This window comes from Photobacterium piscicola (genome assembly GCF_900166965.1).
Taxonomy (GTDB): domain Bacteria; phylum Pseudomonadota; class Gammaproteobacteria; order Enterobacterales; family Vibrionaceae; genus Photobacterium; species Photobacterium piscicola.
Genome location: NZ_FUZI01000001.1, coordinates 532,226 through 556,851, shown reverse-complemented (window position 1 = coordinate 556,851; position 24,626 = coordinate 532,226). Strand labels below are relative to the sequence as shown.

The 24,626-nt window shown below is 36.1% G+C and carries 23 protein-coding genes; 15 read left to right on the top strand and 8 right to left on the bottom strand.

All coding sequences use genetic code 11. The annotated features are described in order from the left end of the window. Nucleotides 1-16 precede the first annotated feature (16 nt). The 5 genes from CZ809_RS02520 to CZ809_RS02500 all read left to right on the top strand — a co-directional run bounded on the left by CZ809_RS02520 (nucleotide 17) and on the right by CZ809_RS02500 (nucleotide 5,096). Nucleotides 17-469: a DUF3069 domain-containing protein gene (locus tag CZ809_RS02520; RefSeq protein ID WP_080155858.1), complete on the top strand. Its 453-nt coding sequence runs from the start codon at nucleotides 17-19 to the stop codon at nucleotides 467-469. A 398-nt stretch (nucleotides 470-867) separates the two neighbouring features. After that, nucleotides 868-2,121 carry a winged helix-turn-helix domain-containing protein gene (locus tag CZ809_RS02515; RefSeq protein WP_080155857.1) on the top strand — a complete coding sequence of 418 codons (1,254 nt, stop codon included), beginning with the start codon at nucleotides 868-870 and terminating at the stop codon, nucleotides 2,119-2,121. 133 nt (nucleotides 2,122-2,254) lie between these two features. Continuing rightward, nucleotides 2,255-3,355, top strand: a complete 1,101-nt coding sequence (locus CZ809_RS02510; RefSeq protein WP_080156537.1) for a YdcF family protein — start codon at nucleotides 2,255-2,257, stop codon at nucleotides 3,353-3,355. Nucleotides 3,356-3,666: 311 nt separating this feature from the next. After that, the gene (locus tag CZ809_RS02505; RefSeq protein WP_080155856.1) at nucleotides 3,667-4,623 is read left to right on the top strand and encodes an SPFH domain-containing protein; all 957 of its coding nucleotides are present in this window, start codon (nucleotides 3,667-3,669) and stop codon (nucleotides 4,621-4,623) included. Nucleotides 4,624-4,637: 14 nt separating this feature from the next. Beyond that, the gene (locus tag CZ809_RS02500) at nucleotides 4,638-5,096 is read left to right on the top strand and encodes an NfeD family protein (protein ID WP_080155855.1); all 459 of its coding nucleotides are present in this window, start codon (nucleotides 4,638-4,640) and stop codon (nucleotides 5,094-5,096) included. A 76-nt stretch (nucleotides 5,097-5,172) separates the two neighbouring features. Here the strand turns inward: CZ809_RS02500 and CZ809_RS02495 are convergent, their stop codons facing one another. Further along, nucleotides 5,173-5,493, bottom strand: a complete 321-nt coding sequence (locus CZ809_RS02495; RefSeq protein WP_080155854.1) for a hypothetical protein — start codon at nucleotides 5,491-5,493, stop codon at nucleotides 5,173-5,175. A gap of 183 nt (nucleotides 5,494-5,676) precedes the next feature. Between CZ809_RS02495 and CZ809_RS02490 the strand changes: the two genes are divergently transcribed. The 4 genes from CZ809_RS02490 to CZ809_RS02475 all read left to right on the top strand — a co-directional run bounded on the left by CZ809_RS02490 (nucleotide 5,677) and on the right by CZ809_RS02475 (nucleotide 9,028). Beyond that, nucleotides 5,677-6,423 (top strand): hypothetical protein, encoded by a 747-nt coding sequence (locus CZ809_RS02490; RefSeq protein ID WP_080155853.1) that lies wholly within the window; start codon nucleotides 5,677-5,679, stop codon nucleotides 6,421-6,423. 270 nt (nucleotides 6,424-6,693) lie between these two features. Beyond that, nucleotides 6,694-7,188, top strand: coding sequence for a hypothetical protein (locus tag CZ809_RS02485; RefSeq protein ID WP_235865763.1), 495 nt, complete (start codon nucleotides 6,694-6,696; stop codon nucleotides 7,186-7,188). Nucleotides 7,189-7,299: 111 nt separating this feature from the next. Then, complete coding sequence (locus tag CZ809_RS02480) at nucleotides 7,300-8,019, top strand: sulfite exporter TauE/SafE family protein (protein ID WP_080155851.1); 720 nt, start codon at nucleotides 7,300-7,302, stop codon at nucleotides 8,017-8,019. A 67-nt stretch (nucleotides 8,020-8,086) separates the two neighbouring features. After that, entirely contained in the window at nucleotides 8,087-9,028 is a 942-nt protein-coding gene (locus CZ809_RS02475) for a LysR family transcriptional regulator (RefSeq protein WP_080155850.1), read from the top strand. 18 nt (nucleotides 9,029-9,046) lie between these two features. Here the strand turns inward: CZ809_RS02475 and CZ809_RS02470 are convergent, their stop codons facing one another. Beyond that, nucleotides 9,047-9,706 (bottom strand): nitroreductase family protein, encoded by a 660-nt coding sequence (locus CZ809_RS02470; protein ID WP_080155849.1) that lies wholly within the window; start codon nucleotides 9,704-9,706, stop codon nucleotides 9,047-9,049. A 237-nt stretch (nucleotides 9,707-9,943) separates the two neighbouring features. Here CZ809_RS02470 and CZ809_RS02465 point away from each other — a divergent pair, with 237 nt between their 5' ends. Both CZ809_RS02465 and CZ809_RS02460 read left to right on the top strand, forming a co-directional pair. Then, entirely contained in the window at nucleotides 9,944-12,061 is a 2,118-nt protein-coding gene (locus CZ809_RS02465) for an FUSC family membrane protein (protein ID WP_235865762.1), read from the top strand. 185 nt (nucleotides 12,062-12,246) lie between these two features. After that, entirely contained in the window at nucleotides 12,247-12,846 is a 600-nt protein-coding gene (locus CZ809_RS02460; protein WP_080155848.1) for a DUF3157 family protein, read from the top strand. 63 nt (nucleotides 12,847-12,909) lie between these two features. On the opposite strand, the gene CZ809_RS02455 is transcribed toward CZ809_RS02460, so the two are convergent. From CZ809_RS02455 to CZ809_RS02430, 6 genes are all read right to left on the bottom strand, one after another. Then, on the bottom strand, nucleotides 12,910-13,722 hold the full coding sequence (locus CZ809_RS02455) for an endonuclease/exonuclease/phosphatase family protein (protein WP_210434261.1): 813 nt from the start codon (nucleotides 13,720-13,722) through the stop codon (nucleotides 12,910-12,912). Nucleotides 13,723-13,808: 86 nt separating this feature from the next. After that, the gene (locus CZ809_RS02450) at nucleotides 13,809-15,431 is read right to left on the bottom strand and encodes a PTS transporter subunit IIBC (RefSeq protein WP_080155847.1); all 1,623 of its coding nucleotides are present in this window, start codon (nucleotides 15,429-15,431) and stop codon (nucleotides 13,809-13,811) included. Nucleotides 15,432-15,490: 59 nt separating this feature from the next. Continuing rightward, nucleotides 15,491-17,224 carry an alpha-glucosidase gene (locus CZ809_RS02445; protein WP_080155846.1) on the bottom strand — a complete coding sequence of 578 codons (1,734 nt, stop codon included), beginning with the start codon at nucleotides 17,222-17,224 and terminating at the stop codon, nucleotides 15,491-15,493. Between the two features lie 92 nt (nucleotides 17,225-17,316). Continuing rightward, nucleotides 17,317-18,282 (bottom strand): LacI family DNA-binding transcriptional regulator, encoded by a 966-nt coding sequence (locus tag CZ809_RS02440; RefSeq protein ID WP_080155845.1) that lies wholly within the window; start codon nucleotides 18,280-18,282, stop codon nucleotides 17,317-17,319. A 215-nt stretch (nucleotides 18,283-18,497) separates the two neighbouring features. Continuing rightward, on the bottom strand, nucleotides 18,498-19,037 hold the full coding sequence (locus CZ809_RS02435; protein ID WP_080155844.1) for a redoxin family protein: 540 nt from the start codon (nucleotides 19,035-19,037) through the stop codon (nucleotides 18,498-18,500). Nucleotides 19,038-19,217: 180 nt separating this feature from the next. Beyond that, nucleotides 19,218-19,661, bottom strand: coding sequence for a DUF6789 family protein (locus CZ809_RS02430; RefSeq protein ID WP_080155843.1), 444 nt, complete (start codon nucleotides 19,659-19,661; stop codon nucleotides 19,218-19,220). 971 nt (nucleotides 19,662-20,632) lie between these two features. On the opposite strand from CZ809_RS02430, the gene cyoA reads away from it, so the two are divergent. Genes cyoA through cyoD form a run of 4 tightly spaced genes read left to right on the top strand, consistent with a single transcriptional unit; the run spans nucleotide 20,633 to nucleotide 24,625 of the window. Continuing rightward, entirely contained in the window at nucleotides 20,633-21,520 is an 888-nt protein-coding gene (gene cyoA, locus CZ809_RS02425) for a ubiquinol oxidase subunit II (RefSeq protein ID WP_080155842.1), read from the top strand. After that, on the top strand, nucleotides 21,510-23,597 hold the full coding sequence (cyoB, locus tag CZ809_RS02420) for a cytochrome o ubiquinol oxidase subunit I (protein ID WP_080155841.1): 2,088 nt from the start codon (nucleotides 21,510-21,512) through the stop codon (nucleotides 23,595-23,597). Before cyoA ends, cyoB begins: the two co-directional genes overlap by 11 nt. A gap of 15 nt (nucleotides 23,598-23,612) precedes the next feature. Further along, complete coding sequence (cyoC, locus tag CZ809_RS02415; RefSeq protein WP_080156534.1) at nucleotides 23,613-24,257, top strand: cytochrome o ubiquinol oxidase subunit III; 645 nt, start codon at nucleotides 23,613-23,615, stop codon at nucleotides 24,255-24,257. Further along, nucleotides 24,257-24,625, top strand: coding sequence for a cytochrome o ubiquinol oxidase subunit IV (cyoD, locus tag CZ809_RS02410; protein WP_080155840.1), 369 nt, complete (start codon nucleotides 24,257-24,259; stop codon nucleotides 24,623-24,625). The genes cyoC and cyoD overlap by 1 nt, the downstream gene beginning before the upstream one ends. The last annotated feature ends 1 nt before the right edge of the window (nucleotide 24,626 follow it).

The window sequence follows — 24,626 nt, the reverse complement described above, 5'->3', positions numbered from 1 at the left end:
TGCGTTAGGAAAAACTATGTCTGAAATTAATAATAACGAAGAGCAAATCATCGAAGAGACAGTATATACATTAGATGACTGTTCTCCAGAACTTCGCCAAGTAGTCACATTTGAAGAAGTGCCAGCAGAGTTGATTGATATGCTTGTAAACGTTTATAAGGTATCAGAGCCTACATCACGTGAAGCATGGAATACATTACCAGCAAGCGCACAAAATGTTTTGGATAATTTTGAGCAATTCCACTCCCTAGTTGCATTAAGTCAAAGCTACTCTGGCGTTGATTTTCTTGGTGAGATGCAAGAGACCAAATTCCCAGAAGATATGAGTGCAGAAGAGCAAGCGGAATACAAAGCATCAATGCTTGATAAAGTATTAGCTAACTGCGTAAAAGACATGTGTAAGCAATTGAAAAAAGCGCGTCGTAACCCACCAATGAAGCGCGAGTTTACTGAAATTTTTCAAAAGTAATCATTATTACTACGATAATTAATATGAAAAGAAAGAGCGTCTCGCTCTTTCTTTCTTTCTTTCTCATCACAACATCAGCTATATATAGATACTCAAAATGAAGAATAGCCACTGTCAAAATCACGTCATATACGCTCAATTATTGATAAAAAACAATCTCTGACAACATAATACGTGCTTATTGAGTATATTCCTGTTTATTATTAATTTATAATTATATCATTAAACGATTATCTTTTATTTATCAGATAAATAGCAATTATAAATATTGTGTTTTATATCCATAGTTAATACTATTAGCCTGTTAAAACCATTAAATATGACTTTTAACACCTATAAGTTATATTATCCGCTTTTATGATAGAATAAAAAATTAAGAAAACATTTGAGGTTTATAGATGGCAAATACTGAGCAAATAAGATTTAGGACAAAAGTATGCTTTATAGCAAGTCAAGGTGTACTTAAAACGTCTGAATCCACGCTCAAGTTGAATTTGTCAGAACAATATATTTTAAGCCATCTGATTGAGAACCATAGCACGCCAGTCACTAAAGATGACCTATTAAAAGTTGGCTGGCCTGATCGTATCGTTACAGAAGCATCTTTATTTCAAGTAATTAGAGCATTACGCGTTAAACTTAATGAAAAAAATAAAGGTGATGTTATTGAAACATTACCACGAGTTGGTTATCAAATTCGTGAATTTACTCGTGAAGAAGTTGACCTAACCGAACAAAAAACAAACAATGTTATTCGTAAGATTAATAAAAAAACTATTATTTCTTTAGGTATAATTACTACTATATTATTTAGTAGTTGTGCATGGTATATGTCTCCGTCTCAAATAAATCCTACCAATTTCTTAATTGAACATGAAAATATTGGCTCCAATAATATTACCTTTATTACTAAGAATTTAGAACAACAAGTCGATTTAAGAAACAAGGCTAAAGCTATTTTTTCAGCACAAGCAGACAAGAACCAAAAAATATATTTTTACAAATCACATGATTATTATTCTATTGCTTGGTGTCAAATAATGGTAGACACAAACCAATGTAAACCAAGAACTGATTTTAGTTACAAAATCGCACCTGATGCATGGGGAAATTTCGTTCAAAATATAGCCGATAATAAAAAACGCTTTCATGAAAAAATTGGAAATGATTCAGATTTAATGCGTGAACCCCTATCGATTGTCTATCGTTCATATATTAGTAACAGCGGCATGATTTCAAAGATATCAAACTTTTATATCTCTCCAACAGATAAAAGTAATGTATTTGATTATTCAAAAGTTAATTTTATTACCAATAGTGAAACTGGCCATTATCAAGCATTATCACTCTCAGCAGAGTCATTAACAGTAACAAAAAAAGATTCACAATTTATTGCAACATTAAAAATAACACCAAAAGTTTTCCATTGGGCTTATCAAAATAATACTAATTTAAGTAACAACAAAGCGATTATTTTTTCAAATGACGATAATCAAACAGATATGTATAAGAATAATAACGTCCATTATGATTACATCTTGGTAGCTCAAAAGCGATTAAAACTTATTTTAAATGAAAATTCAGGTCTATATTGGTTACATAGCAGTAGAAATAACCCGTTAACACTATTACCAGCGAGGCATTACAAATAAATAAACATTAATGAGACAATGATCTCACCATTAAAATACACATTTTTTTCACAAAAAATATCACGAAACGATCACGTTTTTTATCATCTCAATTAAGTATATTTAGACCTAAAACAATAATACTTAAATAATGATGAAAAAAAACACAACGTCACTACTTATTGGATGCCTTTTTTGTTTAAATTCTACTTTTTCGCTGGCTAATGATTTAGTCACACCTAAAAGTATTGCTTCTACGACGGACCTTTCCTCATATACCACCAAACGTCAAGTTGTTAATCAACTACTTACCGACGCATTTATTGCTTTTCAATCTCCGACTCGCATTTCCCATGCCGGTTTTACAGCAAAAATACCCAGTAATCTTGAAATAGTAACGTCACGCTTATTAGAGGCTTATCAGCTCGAACCTTATCGTACTGATTTACTTATTTCAGCTGCAAATGCGCAAATATATAATGGTAATGTAGATCGTGCTATTACACTCTTTACACAAGCACAAGCAACAGCCCCTGATGATATTGACATTCTGTCATATCTTGCAGTATGGCAAAATTTTAAAGGCAATAATGCAGCCTCTATAAAACAGATGGCTAAACTTGCATCCCTAAACCCTGGCCGTCAAGCTGATATAGAACACATTATAAATACCGTCGATCACGTTATTGCCACACCGCTAAAAACAATGGTTACCAAACCTTATAACGGTAATACAGCTATCATTACCTTAGGTTATGCACTAAATCCTAACGGAACAATGAATAAGATTCTTATTCAACGCCTAAAACTCACATTAACACTTGCAGAGCAATCCCCTAACTCTCTTATTATTGTCACTGGCGGTGTACCTCAAAATCATAACACTGAAGGTAAACTTATGGCTGACTGGTTAATTAAACACGGTATATCTCCACATCGTATCATTGAGGATAATTACGCACGCAGCACTGTTGAAAATGCGCTGTATGTCAGTTATGCCTTAGCGCGACACAAAATTGATCATGCGACGCTTGTAAGTTCGGCTAGTCATGTTAGACGAGGACAAACTTTATTTGATATTGCCAGTTGGCAAACAGGGCCTCGTGGTATTAGTTTTGACAGTGTCAGTGTTGAAGATAAACCATTGGCGGAATTAACGATTCCCTCAGACAAAGAGCTACTTGGTATTTACCGTGATGCATTACGTGTTTATGGCTTATGGAGTTATCGTTCATATCCGCTAGAGCAACGCTAAACATCAACAAAGACAGGTACGCTTAAAGCCATTGTGCTGAGCGTATTTGTACCTGTTTAATCACCCCACTCGCCATTACCCTGCTGTTAACAGCCTATGTCATTATTCAAACCATTTGTAAATATTCACATGTTATACATCACGAATGTGATGGCGTATAACGAGTATAAGAAACATGTGTGATAATATATTATTAGCTAAAAACACAAACAAATAGAATATTTCATATCAATCAATTAACTATTACATCAGTCTCAGTAAATAACATAAAACCTGAGTGTAATATTAAATAAACAGAAGGAATTGTACGCATGCCATTAGATCTAATTACTAACTTACTCTCCAGCCCACAATTATACTTACTCATATTTATTGTTGTTACGCTAAAATTAAGCATTATCTTTGTACCACAAAATGAAGCATGGCTTATTGAACGTTTTGGGAAATACCGAGCAACTAAAGAAGCAGGTTTAAATTTCATTATTCCATTTATTGATAGTATTGGTGCCAAACGCAGCCTTAAAGAAACAGCCGTTGATGTTCCTTCACAATCAGCAATAACAAAAGACAATATCAGCCTTGTTGTCGATGGTGTACTGTATTTCCGTGTTTTAGAACCTTACAAAGCCACTTATGGTGTTGATGACTATAAATTTGCGGTCACTCAACTCGCACAAACAACGATGCGTTCTGAATTAGGTAAAATGGAATTAGATAAAACGTTTGAAGAGCGTGATCTACTCAATGCAAATATTGTTGCCGCCATCAACACAGCTTCAGACCCTTGGGGCGTACAGGTACTTCGTTACGAAATTAAAGACATTGTGCCACCAAGCTCGGTTATGGAAGCAATGGAAGCACAAATGAAGGCAGAGCGTGAGAAAAGAGCGCAAATACTTGAATCTGAGGGTGATCGCCAATCAGCAATCAATGTCGCAGAGGGCAAAAAACAAGCCCAAGTACTAGCAGCAGAAGCAGATAAACAGGAACAAATTCTTAGAGCTGAAGGTGAAGCTGCTGCTATTTTAGCTGTTGCCGATGCACAAGCTCAGGCAATACGTAAGATCGGTGAAGCCGCAGATACAGAACAAGGCCAAAAAGCGATTCAACTTGAGTTAGCAACCAAAGCTATTGAAGCCAAAAAGGCCATTGCGAAAGAATCTTCCGTTGTTTTGTTACCTGAAGATGGCACCAATGCAAGTTCAATGGTCGCTCAAGGTTTATCAATTATAAACTCAATTAATAAAGCTCAAAAAAGTAACGCTTAGAGCTAAGGGGCAATATGTTTAGCAATATCCCACAAATATTAGTGATATTGGGATTACTTACTCTTATCATTGAAGTGTTAGTACTCGGCTTGAGTACCTTTGTGCTGCTTTTTTTTGGCATTGCAATGTTGATTACCAGTGGCTTAATTTACATCGGTATACTTGAGGCGAATTGGATAACGACGATGTTAACCTTAGCTATCATCACCTTAGTATTAGCTATCACACTTTGGAAGCCATTAAAAAGATTACAGAACAAACCCAGTAAGACTGATATAAAGAGTGATTTTGCTGTTATAACATTTGAACTTGAAAAAGAGTTATTACCTTCAGAACGTTATACTTATAATTACTCAGGTATTCAATGGCAAATTAAGTCAAAAACACCCATAGAAAAAGGTGTCATGGTTGAGGTCATCAAAAAAGAAGTTGGTATTTTATGGGTAAAGCCTGTTGATCATTCTGTAAAATAACGTCTCACTTAACAAACCTCGTTATAACCAAGCCGCTAATATTACCTAGCGGCTTTTTCATCCATTATTATATCGATTAATCAACAAGTTCTGTTTTTTCTAATAACTTACAAAATTGATTTTTTATTATTGTCTGACTAATAAATATTACATTAATCGTATTATTAAAATAAGTATAAGCTAATCTAAATACAGCATCCTTTGCTACAACAATTTTATATTCAAAAATCCTCAAGCCACCACAACGTAATTGTCTTGCTGTCTTTATTTTTTCAGAACGTTGAATAATCAATTGAGATAATCGCTCCCTTACATCCTGACAAATAATTGCCTGATATTGATTATGTAAATGGAAAAATTTACGTAAATGCCTATTTTCACTGTAAGTAATATTCATAATAAATACGTCTTTATATTTTTATTACAGTATATGACGTCACTTAGAAAGAATATAGTTAGAGCAAATTAAAGACGCTATCAAAAAAAGTGAACATTATTCACAATATCGATGTTCACACTGTGCAGAAACCAATAACTTGTACCACAATTAAATTGTACCTGCGATAAAAGGAATACGCTAATGAGTACAAGATTAAATGACACGATAAGTATTGAACTTCAAATTCAGGCTGCTGTCAGAGAGATAGCTACCTTTACTGAATTAACGGCTCAATCAGCGTCGATGGATGATCGTATCCATGAAGCTATTCATCAAGGGAAGATTTTTTTTACACTGTATTTAATGGTACAGTCACTTCACAGTGAAGCTAAAAACACCACAGCTCAGATATTGTCACAACATCATATAACGGCCTCTGAAGTAAACTTCGAAAGTGTTATCCAACAATGCTTTAATATGTTTTATATTTCTAATCATGATATTTCAGTCGACAAAGCAAACACCTGCGAGCAGATAACAACAGTCACATCAAGCGATATGCAACACTGGCAGCAATCTCCTATTCCTGAAAATATTGAGAATATGATAGCGGCACTCGCCACTAAACACGTCAAACTTCTTGCTTCCTTATTCTCACAAGCCGAAGATATTGATAACGAGCTCTTATCTGTTTTTAGCCGAGCTATGACAAACAACACTCTAGATCTAGGTATCAAACTATCATCTAAAGCGGGGACATTATTACTCGAACAAGTTATTCATTCACGTACAGGAACGGTATGCATTATCTTTTTAAATATGACTAAAAATAGTCAAGAAAAACACGCCATCAGTCAATATTTAGCAGATATCGATAATTTTTATACTACTTTAACCTCTCATGGTTTACAGCAAGGCTTACTTTTCTTAGATAAACTATCAAAATAACGTTCTACTTTTAACTATTTAATATTAGCTGATTATAAAATACTCATGAATATGTTATGAAAAATAATATAATTTACAGGTAAAAAACAAACACTATATATAAATATGCATATTTTAATAAATATGTTCTGCACGCATTATTCACAACAATAATAACAATAGATATTTTTGTGATTTAAATTCCAATTCTATTACTTTTCGTTTAACTTAACCTGAAATTGATAATTCATTACTATGATTAATCATCTATTATTTCTAGGATAGTCACGAGTGAAAAAACTTTCTTTGTATATAATGCCAGTACAGTTGTTTTTAGCTGCATTTTGGTTTAAAAATGGCTTTCTTGATAAAGTAGTTGGTATATCTTTAGGGATCATACACCCAAAAACAGCATATCATGGTCTAACATGGGGAGGTTGGCATGATAATATTGTTGGAAGTTGGGATAATAGTCGAATAGGGCATTTATTTTTCACACCCTTTTTTGAACTACTATTCCCAATTATTATTATTTTACAATGCTTACCCGTTTTATTTATATTGATGTCAATTATAAATAAAGAGTTTCTTGTTGGCCGTGAACGTCCATGGTTAATGCGATCAGCAATCACATCATTTATTGTCACAACAATAATGTTATTCAGTCAAACATTATCAAATGCCCGTGATGCTGAGTATTTATTAAACTTATTTAGTATTAGTATGGTTTTAATCATCTACATCGTAGTTGTTGAAAAAATACTCGAAAAAAAACATAACAATTAAATATTTTAATCAGTGTGATTTATATCATGCTGATTAATTTCTTGATTGCATAAAAAGACACGGTGCATAACAATAGCTACATTCTATGATTCTTAATGTAAGAACCTAATTATGACTATTGACCCAACAACATTACTGGCTATTGCAATGATCTTTGTCGGATCATTTGTTCAAACAGCCATAGGTTTTGGACTTGCTATAGTATCAGCCCCTATTCTTATTATCATTGCACCTCAGTATGTCCCTGCCCCTATCTGTTTAGTTGCCCTCTTTATTTCATTACTTAACAGTCTAAAGCACCGTAATAGCATTGAATTAGGTGGTTTGAAAATGGCAATCTTGGGCCGAATACCAGGATCCATCGCAGGTGCAATGTTGCTTATTTTTATATCAACCCAAACCTTATCCCTTTGGGTTGGTCTATTAGTACTTCTCGCTGTATTTATTAGTGTAATGCCGTTTAGAATTGAGCCAACACCTAGAAGAATGGTGATTGCAGGATTTTTCTCAGGATTGTTCGGTACCAGTTCTGCTATTGGTGGTCCGCCGATGGCGATTCTATTGCAACACCAAGAAGCAAATCAGCTTCGTGGTAACTTATCGGCTTTCTTTGTGTTTAGTTCGATTATTTCATTAATAACATTAATACCTGTCGGCTTTTTGAATATCGAAAAATTATGGCTAACTTTACCGTTATTGCCTGCTGCATGGGCGGGATATTGGTTAGCACTCAAAACCACGCAATCATTACCTAAACAAACCATTCGCTATGGTGCATTAACGTTATGTCTCTGTTGCGGTATTATTGCTGTCTATAAAAGTATGATGTGAATTATTTGGCACCACACGCTTATAGAGCATTTAGCTAGATTATTACTGGACAATTAAAGGAATAAAAATGTCACTTGCTACCCAACTATTATTATTTGCTGATGTTGTTAATCAAGGATCATTTTCAAAAGCTGCGACGTTACACGAAATGGATAATTCATCATTATCAAAAAAAATAAAAAAACTAGAAACAGAATTAGGTGTACAACTGTTGAATCGTTCTACCCGATCTTTTTCATTAACGTCAGCTGGTGAGGATATTCTCAAACAAACAACCAAACTCAGCGATGTTTTAAACGATATTCAATTAATTGCTAATTCATACCAATCGCAACCGAAAGGTATTTTACGTATCACTTCACCTATTTATTTTGGGCAAAACTATCTGCAACCAGTGATTTCACGTTTTATGACGCAATACCCTGATATACAAATTGTACATTCATTAGATGATAGAAAATCTGATATTATTTCAGAACAATTTGATATCGCATTTAGACTTGGAAAACTCACTGAATCTAATTTAATTGCCAAGAAAATTGCAGATACCCATTTTATTTTAATAGCATCAAACGACTTTATTCAGCGTCATGGTTTACCAACAACACCACAGCAACTCTCTGAACTTCCAGCGATTGTATACAGTAATGTCGACTTAACAATTGATCAGTTACAAATCAAAAGTGCCCATAAAAATGAACGTTTCAGTCACTATAAAATGCAAACAAAATATAAGGTCAGTGATGTAAAAACCATGATAAACGCAGCCAAAGATGGTATTGGCTACGCGCTTATTGATTTATCTAATTTAGAGGAATCATTGGAACAGCAGGGATTGGTGCAACTACTACCAAACATGATTATTTCGCGTGTAGATACGGCCATCTATGCAATTTGCCCACACAGAAAACATACCATGCTAGTAAAAGAATTTATTCGAGCGGTACAAGATCATATCGGTACACCACCGCTATGGGAAATGTACCTTTCTCATAAAGAAACAAAATGATAACTATTTATCAAAAAGTTACAGTACAGTAATGATATCTTCAGCGGCTAAACGTGCTTTAGGTAAACCGTAGTTATAATCTTGACCTTCTAAATGGTAACCCATCGCTAATGCAAACTCACAAACATAGCCATCTAACTCATTATTAAACAGGGAACCTATAAGTTCAGAATCGACACCTTCCATTGATGTTGATGCAATGTTTAATCGAGCAAGGACATGCAGAGTATTACCTAACGCAATGTATGTTTGTGCTTTAGTCCAATGACCATTAAATCCATTTTCATCAGTGTTTGATTCAGCGAAGCCATAAGCACCATTTAACATGTTGTCATAGTTTTCTGCGGCTAAATGACCAGAGGATACTTCAACGTCCACCACTTTACGGTAATCATCTTTGGTATAATATGGGTTATGAGCAAATAAAATGATATGAGATGCTTCAGTTGCATGTCGCTGATTCATTTGATATTTATTTGCAAATGTTTCATGGAAACGTAACTTTGCCTCATCACTTTCTAATACAATAAATTTCCATGGTTGTGAATTTATTGATGATGCCGATAACCGAATCGCTTCTTTGATCACATCCATATCTGCTGCGCTAATTTTTTTAGTTTTATCGTATTGTTTAGCAGTATAACGGTTATGAAGGTCTGTAATAATTTGATGTTGCATAATAATATCTCTCTTAACTCATTGATGGAGCAATAATAGAGAGAAATTAAGAGACAATAAATAGCATTAATTTCCAATTATTATGGCTATTTTGTCCATAATCAGACAGATTAACTTACCATTTAGTCATCAATTTTATCGTCTTTTCTTATTAATATTCGTTATGATACTGGCTAAAAATACCAACAAGCGATAAATTAGAGTCTCATCTCTATATTCTTAACTATCGTGCCAACCATGATTCAATCAAATATTTTGCTTCGTTACCCATCATTACGAACCTTTTTCAATTTAAGAACCAATATTGCAGCTCTCAGTTTTGTCAGTTGCTCTATTCCATTGTTTCTAATGGGACATGTCACCATGGGTATTGCTTTCTCACTTGGTAGCATTAGTTGTGGATTTGCTGATACGTCTAGTGTGACCAAATACCGTATCTATGACTTTCTGATAGCCTTACCCCTCTTTTTCTGTATCAGTTTAGGCATCGAAGTTGTCTTTCCACATTCATTACTCTTTGTTGGCTCGTTAGCCATTGTTAGCTTTGCACTATTTATGCTCGCGGTATTAACGCCTCGATTAGGTGCTATTGGGTTTGCAGCTATTCTGTTAGCTATTTATGCGATGTTATTACACCTAGACGGTCGTTCTGTGTGGCTGGTTCCTCTTTGGCTGACAGGAGGTGCGATGTGGTATATTTTCTGGCAAGTATTAGCGATATTTTTTCTGCCAAATCAGGAATCAAAAGATATTTTATCGGACCTTTATCAAGTATTAGCAAAGAAACTCATGCTTCACGATCAAGGTTTTGTACTTGCAACAGATAAAAACCAACTTTTTATTAAATCAGCCCAATTCCGATCTCAAATAGCAACCTTGTCACATACGCTTGAATATCGCATTCATCAGCAATTTTGTTGTGGTGAAGACAACGCTAAACTACAAGATATTTATCGTTTTTTAAAAATTGCAGAACGTATTAACGAACAAACACGTTTAATGTATTTCACGTCAACGCCATTATTAAAGCAATACAACCCACAATGGCTAGAGAATATTCATTATGCTAACCAACAAATTAGTCAATATTTAGCGCAAGTCAGTGTTAATAACGTACACCATTTAACACTGCCTGAGATCGATTTCAAAACTCTACGTCAATATCAGGTAGCAGAAGAAGCGCAAGACGAAGCAATTACAGCACATTCGTTCATTAATAAATTAGATATTATTTATCTTTTATTACAAGAACTTAAGAACAAAGCAACCACGATTGCAATCACCCCTCAAATCGTATCTAAACCTATTGTTCTAACATGGAAATGGCAAGATATTGTTTCAAAACTTGTTAGCCAAATGACACTGAAATCAAGTTACTTCCGTCACGCACTGCGTGGAACATTAAGCCTTACTACGGGCCTTATCGTTGTACGTTCGTTGAATCTCGATTTTGGTTTTTGGACATTAATGACCAGCTTATTGATATTACGCCCGAATTTATCCATGACATGGACACGATTATTACAGCGTCTTACAGGTACAGTTTGTGGGTTAATCATGGTAGGTGGTTTACTGCACTTTCAAGTATCAACCGACATTTTACCTTTTGTCTTCTGTATTGCCGCAGTTCTCTTTTTTCATACTTCCGCGCGTCATTACGGGTTTGCAGTCTTCTTCGTTACCTTGTTTGTATTTGCGGGTTTCTCACTCAATGGGCAGGGAGACAACATCATGCTACCGCGGTTAGATAACACTGTATTAGGGGTATTTATTCCTCTTATTTTTGTGTTTATTCTCACTCCAGGTTGGCAAAAGAAATCATTTCCAACCCAACTATCAACCACTATCAAGGGTTATACCGATTACTTAATTAGCTTTCATCTTTACTTAGCAAATAAAGATCCACAACACATTGAGAAATTACAACGTCACTTCCAAGATTGTGTCGTCTACGATACCAACCTATTTGATCACTGGATGGGATATTTAGGCGAACCACAACGTAATTCACAAACCAGTGAACACATTCTTCTTTGTAGCCGTAGTTCTAATATTATTTTACGCATATTAACCCAACTAAATGAAAATAAAGATAAAATAACACTCAACAACCAGATAGAAGCTGAAATAAAAAGTGCGACTCATTCATTAATACAACTTCAACAGCTGTTGCAGCAAACATTAAATCATACTGAGTTATTCAAACATATTTCTAAACAAGAACAGTTAATTTATCAATCTTTTACTTATATTGAAGATGAGATATATCGTCTGGATAACAACCAGTTAATCACGTTACTGGCAAAAGAAATCACCTTATTTCTTAATGCCATCGACCATCAAGCACAAAAATAATTACGACGTCATTGTTTATAATAACAGTACGTTGTTTCTCTATAAGCCAGTTATCATGCTGGCTTTTTTAAATACGGGTTAACCATACTATTTAATACCAATTATCAATAACTGAATTAGCGTTATTTAGCTATAAAACTGCTAGAATTGCATCCTTAAAAGCATCAGAAGTTAAGGACAGAATAATGCTAAAAAAAACGCAACTGTGCGGTATTGTTATTGCTTTAATCGCTTCAAGTTCAGCATGGGCAGCGGATCAAACCGTCACACTTAAAGACGGACGCCAGGTTATTCTGCATGATAACTTTACTTGGCAATATAAAGCACAAGCCAATGATCCAGCCACCAGCCCGCTCCTCAAAACAACCGCAACAGCAATTCCCGTTGCCGCAACATCAGCGGTAGCGATTCCTATTATTAGCGCACCCAAAGGTGTTGAAGTTGAATTAGGAACCACAAAAGCGATTCAACAACTCAGTGACAGTGGTATGGATGTGCTATTAACGGCAGCACATTACGAAAATGGCACACTGATTATTCCAACCATGATGACAAACCAAAGTTCGAAATCAGTGGTCAATGTCACCATGAAAGTACGTTTAAGTAATAGTGACGGCCAAACAATAGCTACGGACGAGTTCACTGTATGGCGCTCAATTAACCGTATGCCAGACACCTATTTCCGTCCTAAAACACAGCATCAAGGTAAACCAATTATCTTTGATGTACCAAAAGCTGAGCGTTACTTTATTGATGCTGAAATCACTGATGTTGATATGAGATAAACAACAAAAAGCTCAAACTATAGTATAGCTTTGAGCTTTTTCATTAAAAAATTAAATGGTTATTTATTCAGTACAAATACTGACATCAGTAAGTACCCCAAAATGATCAGATACCACATCATAAAAATCACCATTAAAGATAACTTGATGTTTTATTACAGGTAGTAGTTGATTACTAAAAATATAATCTAATCGTAATGATTCACTATTTTGCTGCCAGCCATCAATATTTTTAACAACTGTTGTCCCTATATCTTTCGTTTCTGCCATAGCATAACAATCAAATAAGTGACATTGTAACGCATAATCATAACCTTGATCACGAATATGGCTAGGGTTATTAAAATCACCTAATAAGAAGCTCAATCGTGGTGATAATGTCGCTATAATTCGATTTAAATGATCAGCAAACGAACCTTGTTCATCATTCCACCAACCACAATGGCAATTATAAAAATCCAACTCTAGTTGTTGATAAGCTACTTTAATACGTACAGCACGACGATGTTTCCAATTACTGACATCATAATTATCACTTAAATCGATCACTTGATGCTCAATAATGGGTAAGCGGCTTAAAAAGGCCAAGCCTTCTTGATAAACCTCATAGCTTTGATGAACAAAATCCCAAGTTAATTGATAATCATGCCCCAATTCAGCTAATTTTTGCTGTAATAAATAACCATAATTATCACTATGCACAGGATAATTACTGCATATTTTATCGCTTATGGTTGCACTAAGATGATGTTGATTAACTTCTTGTAATGCAATTACATCACAATCTTGATCAATAATGGCTTGAGCAACTATGGCTAACTTTTGTAATTGATCTGATTCTTGCCAACTGTGAGTATTTAATGTCAATAACTTCATAAATCATTCACTTACTAATGATGTATTGAGATAAAAGCGCAGTGTTTACCTACGCTTATCATAATGTCATTCTTCACAGCAGCGGATTAAGCCGTTGCAAACTTATCTATCAACGCTGACTTAATTACATCAACACCTGGGCCATAAATAGCTTGAACCCCTTGATCTTTAATCACTAAGCCTAATGCACCCGTTGACTTCCATAAGGTATAATCAGCCACTAATGCAGGATCTTTAACCGTAATACGTAGACGTGTCATGCACGCATCAATCTCTGCTATATTGCTACGACCACCAAGGTTTTGAATAATAATTTCAAGCTTATCGTCTTGTGACATCCCTTCGGCTTTCTCATCAATATAATTACCTGCACGTCCAGGGGTTGGTAAATTAAATTTAATAATAAGCAGGCGGAATAAAGCATAATTAATAGCAAAGAAGGCAATACACACCATCACAAAGCTAATTAAGTCCCCACCAATGCCCGCCGAAATCATCATTGGAACACGGGTAATCAATTCAATTAAACCAAAAGCATGCACACGTAAATCAATCAGATCCACCAGCGCAAAAGCCAATCCGGTTAATATTGCATGGGCTACATACAATACCGGTGCAACAAACATGAACATAAATTCAATCGGCTCAGTGACACCTGTTAGCAATACAGCTAAACAAGCTGAGAAGAACATTGGCTTATATTGCAGACGCTTATCGCTATCAACACAATGGTACATGGCAAGACCAATACCAATTAAAGAAGACGCAGCAATGATCACTTGACCTGCTTTAAAGCGTGCTGGGTGAACCGTCGCAAGTAGATGTTGATAAGCCGCAGGATCGGTTAATTTAAGATTATTTAAATCACTCACCCATGCAAGCCATAATGGATCTTGACCATAAACACTGGAACCTGCACTTGGTCCGGTTAATAACTGATATGCCCCACCCAGCTCGGTGTAGTTCATTGGAATAGTTAGCGTATGGTGTAAACCAAATGGCAGTAATAAACGCTCTAAGGTACCGTAAACAAACGGAGCAACAATCGGTGCGCTATCTTTTGAATTTGCGATCCATTGGCCAAATTCATTTAATGCACCTTGTACTAATGGCCAAACAACCGCGAGCACAAATGCAATGATCACTGAATAAATAATCACCATAAAAGGCACAAAGCGTTTGCCATTAAAGAACGCTAACGCTTCAGGTAAACGAGAGTAATCATAATAACGGTTATATAAATTAGCCCCTAAGTAGCCTGAGATGATGCCAATAAATACTCCCATATTCAGTGCTGGTGCGCCTAGAATAGTGGTGAAAAATTGAGAGACCGGCAACTCAGAACCAAACAGACTCATGACCGTTGCATGAGGATCACTCATCATGCCGCCATTAACCCCGAAAATAACCCCAGTAGTGCGGTTAATCAGTATAAAAGCTATCACGGCAGCAAACGCACCGCCTGCACGTTCTTTAGCCCATGAACCACCAATTGCAACGGCGAACAATAGGTGTAAGTTAACAATCACGCCCCAGCCAATATTTTCCATAATATGGCCAAGAGTTTCGATAGCGCCAATGCCACCAGCATACATAGCGACAACTTTACCTAACGAAATCATAATACCAGCAGCAGGCATTACGGCGATCACAACGATCAGTGATTTACCGAACCGTTGCCAAAAATCAAACGAAAGCAATTTACTCATAACTAATTCCTTGATTGAGGTGGCAGGTTTACGTCATCACTGACCTGCCATAAATATAACTATTGTTTTTTCACAAACACATAAGCCGCATAAGTTGGCGCTAATTGTGTCGCCATAAAGTCACTACGGGCGGTGTCATTATTTGGCGTTTGATTATCGAGAATGAGTTCCCCTAGCTGAGTAATATCAAGATCAACTCTTGTTTCGTGATCACTTAAATTCGTAATAACTGTCCACGTCAGATCTGATTCAATCCGTTGATAAGCATAAATATGGGCATCATTTTCTAGTAATAATTGATAGCGACCTGTAATCAAACTTGGATTGTTTTTTCGAAGGGCGATTAACTGTTTATAAAACTGTAAAATCGAGTGCGGGTCGCGCAGTTGTTGTTCAACATTAATATCGGTGTAATTAGGATTACCTACCAGCCAAGGTTCTACCTCAGAAAAACCACCAAATGCCTGCGTATTCCACTGCATTGGGAGTCGACTATGATCACGTGAAACTTGGTTTAGCAACTCTAATATCTGTTGATCTTTTTTTCCTTGCTGCTGTAATTTAATGATTAAGTTTTTAGCTGATACATCATTAAAATCATCTAATGTAGAAAACGTATGATTTACCATACCGATTTCTTGGCCTTGGTAAATAAACGGCGTACCTTTCATTAGAAAATAACAGGCAGCTAATGCGGTGGCACTGCCATACCAATAATTGGCATTTGCAAACGTATTAATACTACGAGCTTGGTCGTGATTTTCGAGGTATAAAGCATTCCACCCTTTACCTTCTAACGCATTTTGCCAACGGGTTAAAATTTGCTTAAATTCCACCAAATCAAACTGCTCACGATTTTGCTCTTCTGACCACAACTTCATGTGTTCAAATTGGAAAATCATATTAAAGACGCCACCTTTATCGTTGTCAGTAGGCTCAGCCACCCACGTTAATGCATCTTGTGCTTCAACCCCATTGGCTTCACCAACAGTTACAATATCAAAAGGAGCAAAAGCTTGGTCACGCAGTTCATATAGATGCTGCTCAATACCATCAACATTCATGTGGTAATCAAACGAAGACACATAATCATCACCCTTTGGATTAGGTAATGATGGTAAGCCCGGTTGTTTTTGAATATGGCTAATAGCATCCACTCTAAAACCATCAATGCCGCGCGCTAACCACCAATGAATCATGCTAAATAACGCTTGTTTTACTTCAGGATTTTGCCAATTCAAATCTGGCTGTTTTTTAGAAAATAAGTGCAAATAATATTGCGCAGTAGCCTCATCATATTGCCACGCACTGCCATGAAATATACTTTCCCAGTTATTAGGAGCATTGGTAGGACTTGTCGGGGTTGGAGCACTACCATCGCGCCAAATATACCAATCACGCTTAGGATTAGTTTTGCTTTGGCGTGATTCAATAAACCATGGATGCTCGTCACTGGTATGATTAATCACTAAATCCATAATGATACGAATACCGCGATCATGTGCAGCACTGATTAAGCGATCAACATCGGCAAGACTACCGAAATCTGGATGAATAGCTTGATAGTCACTAATATCGTAACCATTATCATCATTAGGTGATTGATAAAATGGACAAATCCATACCAAATCAATACCAAGTTCAACTAAATAATCAAGCTTAGTAATAATGCCAGCAATATCACCAATACCATCTTGGTTACTGTCAAAAAAACTACGTGGATATATTTGATAAGCAGTGGCGGCTTTCCACCATGCAAGCGATGTTGCTGACGTATTATTAGGGTGATTCATCCATTTAACCTTACTAAACGTATACTACATATTTGTATGTGTTACCGATAACACATACGGTAAGATCGGATGTAGTGATATGCAAAAGGTTTTTAAATGAACTGAGAGCTTTCTCTAATTTTTAATTCAAATTGGCCTTCACAAGAACTTGAATCGCGCTTGATTAGCTTCTTCACTGCTTGATAACCCATTTGATAATAATTAAATGCCACCGTTGTTAAACTAGGCACTAACAAGTCGCTATAATCATAATCGCCAATACCTATCACCCAAATATCATGCCCTATTTTGAGGTGTTGTTCTTTGGCTCGACGGTATAAACGTATCGCAATATTATCAGTAGCACAAAAGTAAACATGGTTAGATTTCAATGTAATTGATTGATAAGCTTCTTTTTGTTCAGAATCAGCTAATGCTTGTAATGAATGCGGTAAGGTCGGTGCAATATAAGCCAACGTGGTTTGCATCAATTGAGTACGTGATGACAACATACGCGCATCATAAATATAATGTATAGCTGTAAAGGGGGCTTGCTGTTGTTGTAACTGATGAATAGTATGAGAAACGAGTGCCGTAATCGCCGCTTGTTCTGGATAATATAAACAACAATGATCAGGAATAGCTTTACCTATAAAAATCAGGTTTTCTAATTTTTTATAAAATGGCTCTTCAACACTGTGCTTTGAAGCAATAACAATAGTACCAAGAGCATTAAGACCATTAAATTCACTTACCGCTTGGCGCTCTGATTCATGGCTAAACCCTGTCGCATGAAATAACATTCGAGCATTAGACTCATTTGCAGCCGCTAACGCACCTTTAATCACTAAGCTCGTCGTGTAAGACTCAATTCGTGGCGCAATAAAACCAATAATATTAGATTGACTACGAATAGAACGTGCAAATTTATTTGGGGTATAGTGATTTTCTTTTACAATCGCATCAATTTTGACCCGATTTTCTTCTGACACATAGCCACCATTAAAATAACGTGACACTGTCATTTTAGAGATTCCAAGCTGTTTTGAAATATCAGCCATCGTCATTTTCTGAACCATAACATTTTCACTGCAATAATAAAGATTATTCCTATAGTACCCAATATATTGATAAAGAATACAGTATTAACGTTAATCTCTTGAAAAGTAATAAAACTATTGTAGATTCGGCGTAACAATGATGGTTCTAAAATCAACGCACTTAAGTAATATGACCTCTTCTTTTTATTATAGATAGAAAAACACCAACCTTTGTTGGGCTGGTGTTTTAATTCTTAGTATTTAAACGTACCACGAATAGGATAGTTATTGTCTGGATTACGAATCCACCCAATACCATTTACTAAAGATTCTAATTCTGGTCGAACAAATGGATTATTCGATAAATCAACAACCTGCAATCCACCATTTTCATTAATAACAAATAATGCCGGCTCAGAGAAGTTATGATCGGTTTCCTGCTCTGAACGAGGAATTGAAATATATAATCCCAATGTTTGCATTTGTTGCTCAGTTAAACCATAAGCAATAGGAAAACTAATCGCTAGCTTTTCAATATGTTCTTCTAATTGTTGTTTCGAATCAGCAGAAACAGCAATAATTTCAACACCAGAGTCTAATAACTTTTGTTTATAATTTTCTAATTCATTTAGATATTTTGTACATAATGGGCAATGTTTACCTCGATAAATAAATACAGCCTGCCATGTTGCATTACTTTGTGGCTTACCTAAAGTAACAGAAGTACCATCAAGTAATGTTACTTCTGTTGCTGGGAATAGATCACCCGCATTAAGTTTTATTGAAGTTGTCATTTTGAACCCTCGCTAGAGATCATTAATAAATATACTATTTATTTTTAACAAACATGTTTATCTATTTCAAATAAATCTCGATTTAATTAAACATGAATACTAATAATAAAAATAACACTTTAATGTTTATGTGAAAAATGGAATAACAAGACAAGTTGTTATTAATAACAACTATAATTATTATTTGATTGATTTTTTAGGTGTACCAACAACCAATCCTAAAATAAAACCAAAGACCATATGCCCCATCAAAGCAACCATTGACATAGGAATACTATTAAAAAACATACCCTTACCTGCCATTGGCATAACAACAGTCATCGCAATAAGGTAAATTGGAATTAGAAATATAATACCACGTAACCAACCAGGACCTGGTAGATATTTATACCCAATAAGTAAATAGCCGATAGGGAATATAATTGACCCGACCATAAAGTGCATCATCAGGCCGACACTATCAGATGTACCCAACATATGAGCAATAATAGCGGCAACATTCATTGAATGTCCAATAAGGTGTGGTGCAATAAATTTACCCATTAAAGTAAAAGCTAACGTACCAAGGAAACCACCAATAAAAGCTTTAATTACATTACTTGCACTAAAAATACTATTAGACATATTGACTCCATTATTATGTTTAATTGTCATTGGACTCGATGAGTATAATGATTTATTTAAATTGAATCTCTATTAAATTAAGCATAAAAATAACACTAATTTGATTGATAAGATTTCATAAATATACTTTTGAAAAATAAACACAAACGTTTAATCTCTGAAAAATCTATTAATGAAAAAATATATAAAACTCACCAAAAATTATTAGTCTGCATTTTATGTTTTTCTTATTTATATATTAATCACAGTTATATATTAATAAATACGTTAACGATTTAATAACACTATTCTTTATCTTTCCTGATTAGTTAACCGCCAATATTTATTTTCTGTCATCCTTAATAACAGTATCCAAATCAATACCGTTACATTCGTAATACTATTGTGATTTGTATTTTGAATAAGACCCAACCATCGATTAACACAACCCATTTAGACTGCAATAAGTCTGCGTCCATTCCGACTTTGATTCACCCCACAAAATAAACTAAACAGTTCAGTGTAATTTAGGCTCAATGCAGGTCTCTGTCAATCAATTTAAACTAAACAGTTCATTTTAAGATAAACCTTTACTTTTTGATTACTTTTTAGCCACATCAAAAAGTATCTTAACTCCTAATCATAAAATTTATTGTTAAAAATATAACCCACGTTCAATTTTTAACATTTTTAATACATTTTGGTAAAATAAGCATTTTATTACTCGCTTAAATTGATCAAGAATAGTGAGATGAAATTTACAATGCAGTAGCAAATTAGCCATTTAACATACTAAAGATGACAATAAAACTGCTTTTCGATGCTTTTTACTACTTAAATACAATTAAATATTATATATCAGAGTGTTATTTTTCATTGTTTGAAATGATACAATAACAACAAATTAACAAATATTGGATAACAAAAAAATCATTAACCAGTAACAGTTATTACTTTGTTTTGTTATGAGTAATCAAGTTCACGGAGGAAAAATGAAAATAATCCGAAGTAAGAAGATGATCATCATCCTGCTTACATTACTCTCAGTATTATTGTTGGTGACCCTTTTTACTAGCAGCAACATGGTGCTCTTTGATTCAAAAGGCAGCATTGGTGAAGCTCAGTCATCATTAATCATTACATCTGTTCTTCTGATGGCGATTATTATCATACCGGTGCTATTTATGACGATTTACTTTCCTTATAAATACCGCCATAGCAATAAAAAAGCGGAATACACGCCTGAATGGGAACACTCAACCAAAATAGAAGCGGTTGTATGGACTGTCCCCTGCTTGATCGTTTTAGCACTCGGATGGATCACTTACCAAACCTCTTACTCACTTGACCCAAGAAAAGAGATAGTTTCCGATCAAGAACCATTAACCATTCAAGTAGTTGCTATGAATTGGAAATGGCTTTTTATTTACCCAGAACAACAAATTGCAACAGTCAATGAAATAGCACTACCCGTTAATCGCCCTGTGAAATTTTTAGTCACTTCCGATACCGCCATGAATTCATTTTTTATTCCACAACTAGGTAGCCAAGTTTACGCAATGGCTGGTATGGAAAACCGTTTAAATCTCATGGCTAAAGAGGAAGGTTCTTATCGCGGTATTTCCGCCAATTACAGCGGTTATGGCTTTGCTAACATGCGCTTTAAAGCCCATGCAGTTAAAGATGCTGCATTTAAAGAATGGGTTCAAAAAGTCAAAGCATCAGAACTTGTTTTAAATAACAACAGTTACGATCAACTCACAGCCAATGCCAAAGAGCAAATTTCAAAGCCCCATCCAGTCACATACTTTGCCTCTATCGCACCGCTAAAATTCAAAGATATTATTGAAAAACATGCAGGAGTCCAAAATGGCCTATAAAGGAGATGTATACGCCGAAGCGGATCCGATTTTCGGCAAATTAAATTGGGATGTAATTCCCTTTAGCGATCCAGTCGTTTTCCCAGTCATGATGGCCGTAGTGCTTGGCGGACTAGGGTTATTAAGCTTGATTACATATCAGAAAAAATGGCACTACTTATGGAGTGAATGGTTTACCTCTGTCGATCATAAAAAGATAGGCATTATGTATATCATCGTGTCAATGGTAATGCTCGTACGGGGATTTTCTGACGCCATACTAATGCGATCTCAACAGGCAGCATCAACAATTGATGCCAGTTATTTACCACCAGAACACTACGACCAAGTTTTTACTGCCCATGGCGTGATCATGATTTTCTTCGTTGCGATGCCATTTGTCGTGGGTCTCATGAATATTATCGTGCCATTGCAGATAGGTGCTCGCGATGTTGCCTTTCCATTTTTGAATTCCTTGAGCTTTTGGCTATTCGTTGTTGGCGTTATTCTAATTAACCTCTCTTTGTTTGTTGGTGAATTTGCCGCAACAGGTTGGTTAGCCTACCCACCACTTTCAGGTATGGATGCTAACCCTTGGGTCGGGGTTGATTATTGGCTATGGTCACTGCAAATATCAGGTATAGGGACATTATTAACGGGTATTAACTTTGTTGTTACTATTATTCGTATGCGTGCACCCGGCATGAAAATGATGCAAATGCCGGTGTTCACATGGACATCACTGTGTGCCAACGCACTGATTGTACTTGCCTTCCCTATTTTAACGGTGACCTTAACTCTGCTAACACTCGATCGTTATGTTGGTACCCATTTCTTTACCACTGATATGGGTGGCAACCAAATGATGTACGTCAACCTAATCTGGGCATGGGGTCACCCTGAAGTTTATATTTTGGTGTTGCCTGCTTTCGGTATTTTCTCTGAAATTACAGCGACATTCTCACGCAAACGTCTATTTGGTTACACATCATTAGTGTGGGCAACAATGGTAATTATGGTGTTGTCATTTATTGTTTGGCTGCATCACTTCTTTACCATGGGCGCAGGCGCAAGTGTTAACGCCTTCTTTGGCATTGCAACCATGATTATCTCGATTCCAACCGGAGTTAAAATCTTTAATTGGTTGTTTACCATGTATAAAGGACGGGTTGAGTTCAGTGCTAGCATGTGGTGGACAATTGCGTTTTTAATCACCTTTACCATTGGTGGTATGACGGGAGTAATGCTTGCAATCCCTGCGGCTAACTTTGTACTACACAACAGCTTATTCGTTATTGCCCACTTCCATAACGTGATTATCGGTGGCGCGCTCTTTGGTTACTTTGCTGGTCTTACTTACTGGTTCCCGAAAGCCACCGGATTCACCCTTGATGAACGTCTTGGTAAGATCTCATGTGCACTTTGGACCGTCGGTTTCTTCGTGGCCTTTATGCCTGTCTATGTGCTTGGTTTTAACGGCATGACTCGCCGTCTAAATGTCGCGGATAATCCAGAATGGGCGCCTTATTTATGGGTAGCAGCCTTTGGTGTCTGTATTGTTGCAGCAGGTATTGCAGTTCAGTTCTACCAAATATTCGTCAGTATTCGTGATCGAAAACAGAACCTAGATCTTACTGGTGATCCATGGAATGGTCGTACATTAGAATGGGCGACATCATCCCCTCCGCCGTTTTATAACTTTGCATTACTGCCTAAGATTCATGATCGTGACGAACATCATTACGCTAAAGAACATGGTCTAGCTTATCAAAAGCCTGAACGTTATAAGCGAATCCATATGCCTAAAAATACATGGGCAGGTGTGGTTATCAGTATGTTTTCATTGATGTTTGGTTTTGCTTTCATTTGGCATATCTGGTGGATGGTCATTGCTGGAACCATTGGCATGATTGCTTCTTGGATTGTTTACAGCTTTCAACGCAGTAAAGATTACTATGTTGAAGTCTCTGAAGTGGAAGCAATTGAACGTAAACATCTTGCTAAAGCACGTGGTGAGAAGACCGCCGAACACAAAGATGGGAAAGATGATGATGATTTCGATCCATCCGATCTAAAACCAGCTGATTACATAGCATAAGGGGCGAGAGTAATGATGACTACAGAAGTAAAAGATACATTTAATCTCAATGTCTCTGCTCAGTCTAACGACAGTCATGAACTCGATGATCATGACCATCACGACTATGCTGGTGATACTATTTTTGGCTTTTGGATTTACATCCTCAGCGACTGCTTATTATTCGGTACTTTATTTGCAGTTTACGCTGTTTATTCAAATAGCTTTGCTGGCTTAATTGAACCTAAGGAACTGTTCAATCTTGGTTTTGTATTAACAGAAACGGCACTATTACTGTTTAGTAGCTTTACATTCGGCATGGCAATGCTCAAAGCCAACCATGAAGACATTAAAGGTATGTTCAAATGGTTAGCCATTACGTTTGGGCTTGGTTTGTCTTTTTTAATCATGGAACTGTATGAATTCTATCATTTTACTAGTGAAGGCGCGACGTTCCATAGTAGTGCCTACTGGTCAGCATTTTACGGTTTAGTTGCCACTCACGGACTCCATGTTTTTGCAGGCTTAATGTGGATGATTGTATTGGTGTTCCATTTTAAACGGGACGGATTTTCTACAGAGAATAAAACACGTTTAGCCTGTTTAAGTTTGTTCTGGCACTTCCTTGATGTTATCTGGATCTGTGTGTTCAGTGTAGTTTACTTAATGGGAGTATTGTAATGGGCAATTCAACTAACCAACACTCGACTAACGAACATTCAACGGCGCATGGTCAAGGCGGCCAAGCCCACGGCAGCGTAAAAGAATATGTTCGAGGGCTAGTATTCTCTATTATTTTAACCATTGTACCTTTTGCAATGGTGATGGCTGGCGTCGGTTCGACCCAATTCATTATTGGCGTGATCATGGTGTTCGCTGTTGCACAGATATTAGTCCAGCTGGTGTTCTTCCTGCATATGAACACCTCGTCTGAACAAATGTGGAATACGTCGTCAGCTGTATTCGTGGTCGTTATTGTGGCTATTATTCTTATTGGTTCGTTGTGGATCATGGATCACTTAAACCACAACATGCTAATGGGTCATTGAT

What these genes read in the sequence shown, in the direction of transcription:
- cyoB (WP_080155841.1), top strand. Translation starts at nt 21,510, where the DNA reads ATGGCCTATAAAGGAGATGTATACGCCGAAGCGGATCCGATTTTCGGC.
- CZ809_RS02505 (WP_080155856.1), top strand. Translation starts at nt 3,667, where the DNA reads ATGCCATTAGATCTAATTACTAACTTACTCTCCAGCCCACAATTATAC.
- CZ809_RS02480 (WP_080155851.1), top strand. Translation starts at nt 7,300, where the DNA reads ATGACTATTGACCCAACAACATTACTGGCTATTGCAATGATCTTTGTC.
- CZ809_RS02450 (WP_080155847.1), bottom strand. Translation starts at nt 15,431, where the DNA reads ATGAGTAAATTGCTTTCGTTTGATTTTTGGCAACGGTTCGGTAAATCA.
- CZ809_RS02465 (WP_235865762.1), top strand. Translation starts at nt 9,944, where the DNA reads ATGATTCAATCAAATATTTTGCTTCGTTACCCATCATTACGAACCTTT.
- CZ809_RS02475 (WP_080155850.1), top strand. Translation starts at nt 8,087, where the DNA reads ATGTCACTTGCTACCCAACTATTATTATTTGCTGATGTTGTTAATCAA.
- CZ809_RS02440 (WP_080155845.1), bottom strand. Translation starts at nt 18,282, where the DNA reads ATGGTTCAGAAAATGACGATGGCTGATATTTCAAAACAGCTTGGAATC.
- CZ809_RS02430 (WP_080155843.1), bottom strand. Translation starts at nt 19,661, where the DNA reads ATGTCTAATAGTATTTTTAGTGCAAGTAATGTAATTAAAGCTTTTATT.
- CZ809_RS02435 (WP_080155844.1), bottom strand. Translation starts at nt 19,037, where the DNA reads ATGACAACTTCAATAAAACTTAATGCGGGTGATCTATTCCCAGCAACA.
- CZ809_RS02470 (WP_080155849.1), bottom strand. Translation starts at nt 9,706, where the DNA reads ATGCAACATCAAATTATTACAGACCTTCATAACCGTTATACTGCTAAA.
- CZ809_RS02460 (WP_080155848.1), top strand. Translation starts at nt 12,247, where the DNA reads ATGCTAAAAAAAACGCAACTGTGCGGTATTGTTATTGCTTTAATCGCT.
- CZ809_RS02495 (WP_080155854.1), bottom strand. Translation starts at nt 5,493, where the DNA reads ATGAATATTACTTACAGTGAAAATAGGCATTTACGTAAATTTTTCCAT.
- cyoA (WP_080155842.1), top strand. Translation starts at nt 20,633, where the DNA reads ATGAAAATAATCCGAAGTAAGAAGATGATCATCATCCTGCTTACATTA.
- CZ809_RS02510 (WP_080156537.1), top strand. Translation starts at nt 2,255, where the DNA reads ATGAAAAAAAACACAACGTCACTACTTATTGGATGCCTTTTTTGTTTA.
- CZ809_RS02445 (WP_080155846.1), bottom strand. Translation starts at nt 17,224, where the DNA reads ATGAATCACCCTAATAATACGTCAGCAACATCGCTTGCATGGTGGAAA.
- CZ809_RS02515 (WP_080155857.1), top strand. Translation starts at nt 868, where the DNA reads ATGGCAAATACTGAGCAAATAAGATTTAGGACAAAAGTATGCTTTATA.
- CZ809_RS02520 (WP_080155858.1), top strand. Translation starts at nt 17, where the DNA reads ATGTCTGAAATTAATAATAACGAAGAGCAAATCATCGAAGAGACAGTA.
- CZ809_RS02490 (WP_080155853.1), top strand. Translation starts at nt 5,677, where the DNA reads ATGAGTACAAGATTAAATGACACGATAAGTATTGAACTTCAAATTCAG.
- cyoD (WP_080155840.1), top strand. Translation starts at nt 24,257, where the DNA reads ATGGGCAATTCAACTAACCAACACTCGACTAACGAACATTCAACGGCG.
- cyoC (WP_080156534.1), top strand. Translation starts at nt 23,613, where the DNA reads ATGACTACAGAAGTAAAAGATACATTTAATCTCAATGTCTCTGCTCAG.
- CZ809_RS02455 (WP_210434261.1), bottom strand. Translation starts at nt 13,722, where the DNA reads ATGAAGTTATTGACATTAAATACTCACAGTTGGCAAGAATCAGATCAA.
- CZ809_RS02500 (WP_080155855.1), top strand. Translation starts at nt 4,638, where the DNA reads ATGTTTAGCAATATCCCACAAATATTAGTGATATTGGGATTACTTACT.